Below are 9,876 nucleotides of genomic sequence, written 5' to 3'. Positions count from 1 at the left end.
AAAGCGACCCATCATTGGACAAGCTGGTTACGGTAGCTGTACCAACCCCTGGCGGACAGATAGTTGGCGCTGACACATTCACCAGCGAGGGCTCGGCCGGTTATGTTAAAGGTTCATCAGACTTCTCTTTTTATGTTCAGTATAATAAGAGCTTGAGAAACCCACAGGGCAGCGCAGAAATTACGGTAAAAAGCTTCTTCGATCGTAATGGTAAAGAAACCCCAGGCGTTCCTCACTACTACAAGCTGAAGAGCAATTCTATCTCTGTACTTGCTACTACTGACCCAACAGCTGAATTCAGTGCTAAGGCAAATATCTCGGAGATTGTCGGCGGAGTAGCCCAAAGTATAGAAGGCAACTGCACAATGCAGCTCAGTATGTATGATGGAAGAGATAACCCATCCGTAACCACTGATAAAATTGATAGACTAGCAGTTACTGTATACCGCAGCAATGGTGGTATCTGGTACTCAAGCCGATGGGATGGTACCAAGACCATCCTAAGAGACGTAGATCCTAAAGACTTGATTTCTGTCACAGGAACAGGTGGGTCTACTACAACCTTAGCTGCCAAGACCACAACTCAGTCATTCTCAGCAGATAACCCTACTGTCAAGCCAGCAGCCAGCAACCTGCTGGAGATCTACCCGAACCCAATAGCTGACCAAGCTACTATCCGTTTCCGTAGCACCGAAGGCGGCAAGGCTCAGGTATATATCTACAACAGCTTGGGTGGCTTAGTCTCGACGCTTTACAATGCTGAGATAGAAGGCAACCGTGACTACAGCGTTAAGCTGACCCGCGAGGATCTGCCGAACGGGGTGTACTTCTGCCACCTGATTATCAATGGCAAAGTGGAGAACAAGCGCATTACCATTGAGCGATAAGCTGAGCTTACCTCAGCAGGTTGCATCAAAAAAAGAAGCCGGGAAATTCCTGGCTTTCTTTTTTTGATGCATGTAGAACGATCTTGCTTAAGCCTTGTACACAAAAGCCCCCAGAAATACTCTGGGGGGCTTTTGTGTATTGCAGAAAGAGCTGAGGTAGCTAAGTACTCCTTAAAACCACCGGACCATCAACTGCGCCAGTTGCTCCAGTGCCTGCTGGTCATCTTGGTCAAAGTCCTTGAGCTGGTCGCTGTCCACGTCAAGCACCATTACTACTTGGCCATCTTTCAGCACCGGTACCACGATTTCTGATTTGGATTCGCTGCTGCAGGCGATGTGGCCGGGGAACTGCTCCACATCGGGCACCAGCAAGGTCTGGGCCTGGGCCCAGCTGGCGCCGCATACGCCCTTGCCGTGCCGGATACGGGTGCAGGCAATCGGCCCCTGGAAAGGCCCGAGCACCAGCTCATTGCCTTTTACCAGGTAAGCACCTACCCAGAAGAAGCCGAATGCTTGCTTCAAAGCGCCCATTGTGTTGGCCAGGTTGGCAATCAGGTCGGGCTCGCCCGTGGTTAAGGCCTCAATTTGGGGAAGCAGCTGACGGTATTTTTCAGCTTTGGTAAGCGTAAGATCGAGAATGAGTTCTTCAGCCATAAGAAAAGCAGAGTAAGCCGCGGCTTATATAGTTGGTCAGTGCGAAAGTAAAAATGTCTTGTAGGGCTAAGACAGAAGCGCTGCCTAAGCGCAGTAGTGATGATAGACAAACAGCGTATCGTCGCCCAGGGTTACCTGCTCGTGCAAATGCCTGATACCCAATTGGGGAGCGGCAATGCCAGTCCCTAGCTTTTTAGGATTGCGCAATATCCGCGCTTCATCCCACAAACCGTGTTGCAGCAAAGAGGTGAGCACCGTAGGGCCACCCTCCACCAGCACTGATTGTATCTGGCGCTCGAACAGGTTGGCCAGAATGCAGGGGAATAAGTCTTCCGCTTCGGGCAATTTGATGTAATCAATATTAGTTCTGGCTGGCCGCTCGCGGTAGGTATACACCAGCGTAGGCTGCTGTCCGTCCAATAAATGGTGACTGGGGGGCAAACTGAGGTTCTTGTCGATGACCACGCGCACCGGGTTTTGGCCGGGCCAGTCGCGCACGTTCAGGTTGGGGTTATCATGCAGGGCCGTGCGGGTGCCTACCAGGATAGCCTGCTCCTCGGCTCGCCACTGATGCACCGCCACCCGCGCCAGTTCCCCGCTGATCTGGATAGGCTGATAAAAGCGTCCGGCCAACAGCCCATCGGCCGTTTCAGCCCATTTCAAGACCACGTAGGGCCTTTTTTTCTCCTGAAAAGTGAAGAAACGTCGGTTGAGCCAGCGTCCCTCCGCCTCCAGCACGCCCGTCTCCACGCGCACGCCCGCGGCCCGCAGCTTATCAATGCCCCGGCCGGCTACCAGCGGGTTAGGGTCTAGATTGCAGATAACCACGTCGCGTACGCCGCTGCTGATGAGCAGGTCGGCGCAGGGCGGGGTTTTGCCGTAGTGGGCACAGGGCTCCAGCGTTACGTACACGCGACTTTCGGGCAGTAAGTGCTTGTCGGTAACGGCAGCTAGGGCATTTACTTCGGCGTGGGGGCTGCCGTAGCGCTCGTGCCAGCCCTCGCCGATGATACGGCCGGCGTGCGTTACTACGCAGCCAACTACGGGGTTGGGCCGCGCGTAGCCCAGGCCGAGCCGGGCCAAATCGAGGGCGCGGCGCATTATCAGTTCGTCAAAATCACGCATACGGGGTGGGAGGAACGTAGCTTTATGGCCGAAGGTACAAACCCCGCTTCGTATGACCATTCTGGAGCTAACGCGCTGCCTCTCCACCGCTTTGGGGGGCATTTATCCCGAGCCTGAAGCCGCCGCCATCGCGGGGCAGGTGCTAGAGTATTATCTGAAATTGACTCCCCTGATACGACGCATGCAGGCCGCCGAGTTGGTTTCGATGGAGAAGGAGCAATTAATAGAAGCTGCGCAAGACCGTTTGTTGCGCCACGAGCCTCTGCAATACGTACTGGGCACGGCCTACTTCGCCGGTCTGGAGCTGGCAGTAACGCCCGCTACGCTTATTCCCCGGCCCGAAACGGAGGAGCTGGTGGCGCTTATCAGTAAGGAGCAAAAAAATGCCCCCCAGCTTACCATTCTGGACATCGGGACCGGCTCGGGCTGCATTCCGATTGCCCTCAGCCAAGCGCTGCCCGAGGCGTGGGTAATGGGAGTAGATATTTCGGCCGAGGCGCTGGCCGTAGCCCGGCGCAACGCGGCGCGTTATGCGCCAAACGTGGAGTTTCAGGAGGTAGATATTCTGCGGGCTGCGCCGACCGGAATTGCCCCCCACAGTTTGGCCGTATTGGTGAGCAATCCGCCCTACGTACTGGAAAGTGAGCGGGTGCTGATGCGGCCCAACGTACTGCGCTACGAGCCGGCAACCGCGCTGTTTGTGCCCGATAATGACCCACTACTTTTCTACCGGCGCATTGCCGGGCTAGGCCAGGAATTATTACGGCCGGGGGGCAAATTGTACTTCGAAATAAATGAGCGATATGCCGAATCGGTGCTAGCCTTGCTCGCTGGGCTGGGGTATGCCGGGGGGCAAATTCAGCAGGATATGTTTGGTAAAGACCGAATGGTAAGTGGAGTGTTCTGCGAATGATCGACCTCAGCTTTACAAAACCATAACTTCCCGGACCACTGCGCACAGAATTTCTCAAACGTAAAAAGTCCTACCTTTGCCGGCTCAAAATCGGCAGCCTGCCGAGCTAGTTATCTGCTTTCGTGACCGATACGCTTGCCTATTTTGCCCACTCCACCGCCGTGCTCGACGAAGGCTGCCGCATTGGTGCCGGCTGTCGCATCTGGCACTTCGCCCACCTGATGGCAGGCTGTGAGCTGGGTGAAAACTGCACCATCGGCCAGAATGTGATGATAGCGAATGGTGTGCGCCTGGGCCGCAACGTGAAAGTGCAAAACAACGTGAGCCTATATACCGGCGTAGAATGCGCCGACGACGTGTTTCTGGGCCCATCGGTTGTATTCACCAATGTGCGCAACCCGCGCAGTGCCGTGCCGCGCCGCCACAAGTACCAACCTACCGTGCTGGAGCGGGGCGTGAGCGTGGGGGCCAATTCTACTATTATCTGCGGGGTTCATTTGGGTGAGTACGCCTTTGTGGGCGCTGGCTCCGTAGTAACCCACGACGTGGCTCCTTACTCCTTGGTATACGGCAATCCGGCCCGACCCCAGGGCTGGATGAGCCACGCGGGACACCGCCTACTGTTTGATGCCAGCCGGCATGCTACTTGCCCCGAAAGCGGCGCGCAGTACGAGTTAACCCTTGATAATCAGGTAATACCTATTCCTTCGATCCAGAATTCATAAGTCTAATTCAGCATTTCCTCTTCCTGTGTACGAGCAATTACTTCAGAAAAAAGCCAAGCTGGCCGTTATCGGTCTCGGGTACGTGGGCTTGCCTATCGCCCTTGAGTTCGCCCGCCAGCTCAGCGTTATCGGTTTCGATATAAACGCCGCCCGCGTCGACTTGATGCGCAACGGCATAGACCCCAGCGGCGAGCTGGAAGCCAAAGACTTCGAGAACTGTGACATCACCTTCACTGATTCGCTGGAAGTGCTGCGCGAGGCTACTTTCTTCATTGTAGCCGTGCCCACACCCATCGACGAGCACGCCCAGCCCGATCTGAAGCCCCTGCTGGGCGCTTCAACTAGCGTGGGCAAAGTGCTCAAGAAAGGCGATTACGTAGTGTTTGAAAGTACCGTATACCCCGGCTGCACCGAGGAAGACTGCATTCCCGTGATGGAAAAGCTGTCGGGTCTGTCATTTCCCCAGGATTTCAAAGTAGGCTACTCGCCTGAGCGCATCAACCCCGGCGATAAGGAGCATACGCTCACTAGCATTATCAAAGTGGTGGCCGGCTGCGATGATGAGTCGCTGGACATCATCGCTAAGTTGTATGAGCTGGTGGTAAAAGCCGGTGTACACCGCGCCAGCAGCATTAAGGTGGCCGAAGCCGCCAAGATCATCGAGAATACCCAGCGCGACGTCAACATCGCGCTAATGAACGAGCTGTCGCTGATTTTTGACCGTATGAACATCAACACCTATGAGGTGTTAGAGGCAGCCGGCACCAAGTGGAACTTCCTCAAGTTCTCGCCCGGTTTGGTGGGCGGTCACTGCATCGGGGTCGATCCTTACTACCTGACCTACAAGGCCAAAGAACTAGGCTTCGATGCGAAAGTTATTCTCTCAGGTCGCAGCACAAACGATAATATGGGAGCTTACATCGCCCGCAAAACGGTGCAGATGATGATTAAGCAGGGCAAGGACGTAGCTAAGAGCCGGGTGCTGGTGATGGGAGCTACTTTCAAGGAAAACGTGGAGGATATTCGCAACTCCAAAGTAGCAGACGTAATTCAGGAGCTGAAAAACTTTTCGGTAAACGTGGATATCGTGGACCCGCATGCCGACTCCGACGAGCTGCACCACGAGTATGGTTTCCGCCTCACCGCTGCCGCCAACACCAGAACCGACTATGACGCCGTTATCGTAGCCGTGAGTCACAAGCCTTATCTGGAAAAGGACGAAGCGTATTTTAAGTCCATTACTGGCGATAATGCCGTGCTGGTTGACATTAAAGGCTTGTATCGTAGTAAGATGCGGGACCTGCACTACTGGAGCTTATAGAACACGCAACACATATGGAACGGACGAAAATACTAGTGACGGGCGGAGCGGGGTATATTGGCTCGCACGCGGTGGTGGAGCTTTACGAGGCTGGCTACCAGCCCGTTATTGTAGATAATTTCAGCAACTCCTCTGAGGTTGTAATGCGCGGCCTGGAAGAGATTCTGGGTGTAACCATCACCTGCTACGCCATCGACTGTGCTGATGAGCTAGCGCTACGTGAGGTTTTCTTGCACGAAAAGACTTTGCGTGGGGCCATCCACTTTGCTGCTTTCAAAGCGGTAGGTGATTCGGTGCAGAAGCCGCTGGCTTACTATCACAATAACATTGGCTCCCTGCTGACGCTCTTGAAAGTGATGCAGGAGTTTGAGGTGTCCAATCTGGTGTTTTCCTCCTCCTGCACGGTGTACGGCATCCCCGACCAGCTGCCGGTTACGGAAGAGACGCCGACCAAACCCGCTACTTCGCCCTACGGCAACACCAAGAAGATTTGCGAGGACATTCTGCGTGATGTAGTGGCTGCACCCGACAGCAGTCTGCGCACAATTTTGCTGCGCTACTTCAATCCTATTGGTGCTCATCCCTCCGCTTTGATTGGCGAGCTACCTCTGGGAGTGCCGAATAATCTGGTGCCCTTCGTGACGCAAACCGCCGCCGGTATCCGCGAAAGGCTGACTATTTTCGGCAATACCTACGACACGCCCGATGGCACTAATATCCGCGACTACATCCATGTAGTGGATTTAGCCAAGGCGCACGTAGTAGCCGTAGAGCGCCTGTTGAAAGGCGAAAGCGCAGCCGTCGAGACCTTTAATGTGGGTACGGGCCGCGGCAACAGCGTACTGGAAGTGGTCCAGACGTTTGAAAGAGCAACTGGTCAGAAGCTGAACTATGTAATCGGACCTCCACGGCCCGGTGATGTGCCGGCTATCTACGCCGACGTGACTAAGGCTAATCGGGAATTAGGCTTTGAAACGACTACTCCCTTGGAAGAAAGCTTAGCAAGCTCTTGGAAGTGGCAGCAGAAACTAATAGGTGAATAAGCGAATGGGCGAATGAGTGAGTGTTAAAGTACCGTCATCCGCCCATTTATCCATCTACCCATTCACTCATTCACCCATTGAAGACATGAAAATCATTATCACCGGCGGGGCTGGGTTTATTGGGTCGCATGTAGTGCGCCTGTTTGTGACTAAGTACCCGGAGTATCAAATCATTAACCTGGATGCGCTGACCTACGCGGGTAATCTGGAAAACCTACGTGACATTGAGAATGCGCCTAACTACCGCTTCGTAAAAGGGGACATTGCCGATCAGCAGTTCGTTGATGAGCTGTTCGCGCGCGAAGAGCCCGATGCCGTCATTCACCTTGCTGCCGAATCGCACGTTGACCGCTCCATCACTGACCCGCTGGCTTTTGTAAAAACGAACGTGTTGGGCACGGTTCACTTGTTGAACGCTGCCAAAAACCTGTGGAAGCCGCTGGGGTTTGAAGGCAAAACCTTCTACCATGTAAGCACCGATGAAGTGTACGGCTCACTGGAAATGGGGCCCGATATGTTTACGGAAGAGACGGCCTACGATCCTCGCTCGCCCTACTCAGCTTCCAAGGCCAGCTCCGACCACTTTGTACGGGCCTGGTACCACACGTACGGCCTACCCATAAAGCTGAGCAACTGCTCAAACAACTACGGCCCCAATCATTTCCCCGAAAAGCTCATTCCGTTGGCTATTCACCGCATTCGGACCCGGCAGCCGGTACCCGTGTACGGCAAGGGCGAAAACGTGCGCGACTGGCTTTTTGTGAAAGACCATGCTACGGCCATCGACGCCGTATTTCATAAAGGCAAAGTGGGCGACACCTACAATATTGGCGGCGTAAATGAGTGGCAAAATCTGGCGCTGATTCATCTGCTCTGTGATGTGGTAGACGAGAAAACTGGCCAGATGCCCGGCACATCGCGTCAGCTTATCACCTTCGTGAAAGACCGCGCCGGCCACGACCTGCGCTACGCCATCGACTCCAGCAAAATCATGAACGAGCTGGGGTGGAAACCCTCCGTTACGTTCGAGCAAGGCTTGGCTCAGACCGTTGATTGGTACCTGGCTAATGCTGAATGGCTGGAGCGCGTGACCACCGGCGCTTATCAGGATTATTACCTTCAACAATACAGTAATTAATTACGCCGGCGCTTAATAAAGAAGGAAACATTGGGCTTGACCTCGGTGCTGTAATCATTCTTTATTATTCATTGACAAACGATGTACGAAATCCCCTTTCACGACCAGCCCCTCGATAATCTGACCTTTTTGGTGACGGGCGGAGCCGGCTTTATCGGCTCCAATCTGGTCGAATATCTACTTAAGTATGGCGCTGGGCGCGTGCGCGTGCTGGACAACTACTCCAACGGGTTTCGCAAAAACATGCGCCTGTTTGAGGGTCACCCAGCATTGGAAGTTATAGAAGGCGACATCCGCGACCCGCAGGTGTGCCGGACGGCCTGCCGGGGGGCAAATGTGGTGCTCCACCAGGCGGCGCTGGGCTCCGTGCCTCGCTCCATCAACGACCCCATCACGAGTAACGACGTGAATGTGGGGGGCTTTGTGAATATGCTGGTAGCAGCCAAAGAAGCTAACGTACAGCGCTTTGTGTATGCCGCGTCATCCTCGACCTACGGCGACTCGCCCCATCTGCCCAAGGTAGAAGACCGCATCGGGAAGCCGCTCTCGCCCTACGCCGTGACTAAGTATGCCAATGAGCTGTACGCCGATGTATTTGGCAAAACCTACGGCATGCCCATTATCGGGCTGCGCTACTTCAATATTTTTGGCCCCCGGCAAGACCCTAATGGGGCCTACGCGGCCGTAATTCCGCTGTTTATTGACGCGGTTTTGCAGGGAAAAGCCCCCCGCATGAATGGCGACGGCGGCCAGACCCGCGACTTTACTTTCGTAGAGAACTGCGTGCAGGCCAATATTAAAGCGGCGCTCACTGCTAATCCGGCGGCGCTGAATGAAGTATACAACATTGCCGTAGCCGACCGCACCTCGCTCAACGACCTCTTCAACATTCTCAATGAAGAAGCCGGCTCCGACATCACACCCGAATACGGCCCCGACCGACCCGGCGATATCCGCGACTCGCTGGCCGACATTTCCAAGGCGAAAAACCTACTCGGCTACGATCCTCAGATTCGCATTCGGGAAGGGTTGCAGAAAACGCTGGCGTGGTTTAAATCGAATCAGACGTTCATTCGGGAAAGCAACTAGCTATTCCTGGCGGGCATATAGCGCATTAACCTATCAATACAGCTTATTCTAACTACTTAATGAAAGGCATCATTCTCGCCGGCGGCTCCGGCACACGGTTACACCCACTTACACTGGCAGTTAGCAAGCAACTCATGCCCGTGTACGACAAGCCGATGATCTATTATCCCTTGTCGATTCTGATGATGGCCGGAATACGCGACATCCTCCTGATTACCACGCCCCACGACCAGGAGCAGTTCAAGCGCTTGTTGGGTGATGGTAGTAACCTGGGGTGTAATTTCCAATATGCTATTCAGGAGGTGCCTAATGGGCTGGCTCAAGCCTTCGTAATCGGCGCTGATTTTATCGGCGACGACAAAGTTGCTTTGGTACTGGGTGATAATATTTTCTATGGCGAAGGCTTGGAGCAGCTCCTGCAAAGCAATAGTAGCCCTGACGGCGGCGTAGTGTATGCTTACCACGTAAATGACCCAGAGCGCTACGGCGTAGTGGAGTTTGATGCCGACAAAAAAGCCCTCAGCATTGAGGAAAAGCCGAAAGTGCCGAAGAGTAACTACGCGGTGCCAGGCTTGTATTTCTATGACAACGAGGTAATTGAAATTGCCCGCAACCTAAAGCCCAGCCCCCGCGGCGAATACGAAATTACGGATGTAAACCAAGAGTATCTGCGTCGGGGGAAGCTGAAGGTGGGTATTCTGGGTCGCGGTACTGCCTGGCTGGATACGGGCACGTTTGAGAGCCTAATGCAGGCCTCAGAGTTCGTGCGCGTAATTGAACACCGTCAAGGTCTGAAGGTGGGATCCATTGAGGAAGTGGCTTACCGTCAGGGATTTATTACGGCAGAGCAGCTGCGCAAAATAGCGGAGCCCCTGCGTAAAAGCGGCTACGGCGACTACCTTATGCACCTGCCTGAAACCCAGATGCTGGAGGAATAGCAGTGCGAAGGAACACAAAAAAAGCCACNCCNCNCGCGTCGTC

General features: G+C 54.3%; 10 protein-coding genes. 8 read left to right on the top strand and 2 right to left on the bottom strand.

From position 1 onward, the window contains the following. A partial coding sequence (locus B9A24_RS01615) for a T9SS type A sorting domain-containing protein (protein WP_143434698.1) occupies positions 1-887 on the top strand: 887 nt, incomplete at its 5' end. Positions 888-1,058: 171 nt separating this feature from the next. Here B9A24_RS01615 and B9A24_RS01610 read toward each other — a convergent pair. Together B9A24_RS01610 and ribD are read right to left on the bottom strand one after the other, a co-directional pair. Continuing rightward, positions 1,059-1,541 (bottom strand): GAF domain-containing protein, encoded by a 483-nt coding sequence (locus B9A24_RS01610; protein WP_084443386.1) that lies wholly within the window; start codon positions 1,539-1,541, stop codon positions 1,059-1,061. An 84-nt stretch (positions 1,542-1,625) separates the two neighbouring features. Next, positions 1,626-2,666 carry a bifunctional diaminohydroxyphosphoribosylaminopyrimidine deaminase/5-amino-6-(5-phosphoribosylamino)uracil reductase RibD gene (gene ribD, locus B9A24_RS01605; protein WP_084443385.1) on the bottom strand — a complete coding sequence of 347 codons (1,041 nt, stop codon included), beginning with the start codon at positions 2,664-2,666 and terminating at the stop codon, positions 1,626-1,628. 52 nt (positions 2,667-2,718) lie between these two features. Between ribD and prmC the strand changes: the two genes are divergently transcribed. From prmC to rfbA, 7 genes are all read left to right on the top strand, one after another. Then, entirely contained in the window at positions 2,719-3,579 is an 861-nt protein-coding gene (gene prmC / locus B9A24_RS01600; RefSeq protein ID WP_084443384.1) for a peptide chain release factor N(5)-glutamine methyltransferase, read from the top strand. A gap of 122 nt (positions 3,580-3,701) precedes the next feature. Then, positions 3,702-4,304 carry an acyltransferase gene (locus B9A24_RS01595; RefSeq protein WP_084443383.1) on the top strand — a complete coding sequence of 201 codons (603 nt, stop codon included), beginning with the start codon at positions 3,702-3,704 and terminating at the stop codon, positions 4,302-4,304. 25 nt (positions 4,305-4,329) lie between these two features. Further along, complete coding sequence (locus tag B9A24_RS01590; RefSeq protein WP_084443382.1) at positions 4,330-5,625, top strand: nucleotide sugar dehydrogenase; 1,296 nt, start codon at positions 4,330-4,332, stop codon at positions 5,623-5,625. Between the two features lie 14 nt (positions 5,626-5,639). Then, positions 5,640-6,668, top strand: coding sequence for a UDP-glucose 4-epimerase GalE (gene galE / locus B9A24_RS01585; protein WP_084443381.1), 1,029 nt, complete (start codon positions 5,640-5,642; stop codon positions 6,666-6,668). Positions 6,669-6,753: 85 nt separating this feature from the next. Continuing rightward, positions 6,754-7,806 (top strand): dTDP-glucose 4,6-dehydratase, encoded by a 1,053-nt coding sequence (gene rfbB / locus B9A24_RS01580; protein ID WP_084443380.1) that lies wholly within the window; start codon positions 6,754-6,756, stop codon positions 7,804-7,806. 81 nt (positions 7,807-7,887) lie between these two features. After that, positions 7,888-8,895, top strand: a complete 1,008-nt coding sequence (locus B9A24_RS01575) for an SDR family oxidoreductase (RefSeq protein WP_084443379.1) — start codon at positions 7,888-7,890, stop codon at positions 8,893-8,895. A 59-nt stretch (positions 8,896-8,954) separates the two neighbouring features. Then, entirely contained in the window at positions 8,955-9,833 is an 879-nt protein-coding gene (gene rfbA / locus B9A24_RS01570; protein WP_084443378.1) for a glucose-1-phosphate thymidylyltransferase RfbA, read from the top strand. The last annotated feature ends 43 nt before the right edge of the window (positions 9,834-9,876 follow it).

This window comes from Hymenobacter roseosalivarius DSM 11622 (assembly GCF_900176135.1).
In the GTDB taxonomy this organism is placed as follows: Bacteria; Bacteroidota; Bacteroidia; order Cytophagales; family Hymenobacteraceae; genus Hymenobacter; species Hymenobacter roseosalivarius.
The sequence above is the reverse complement of the archived record's forward strand: the minus strand, read 5'-3'. Positions and strand labels throughout refer to the sequence as shown.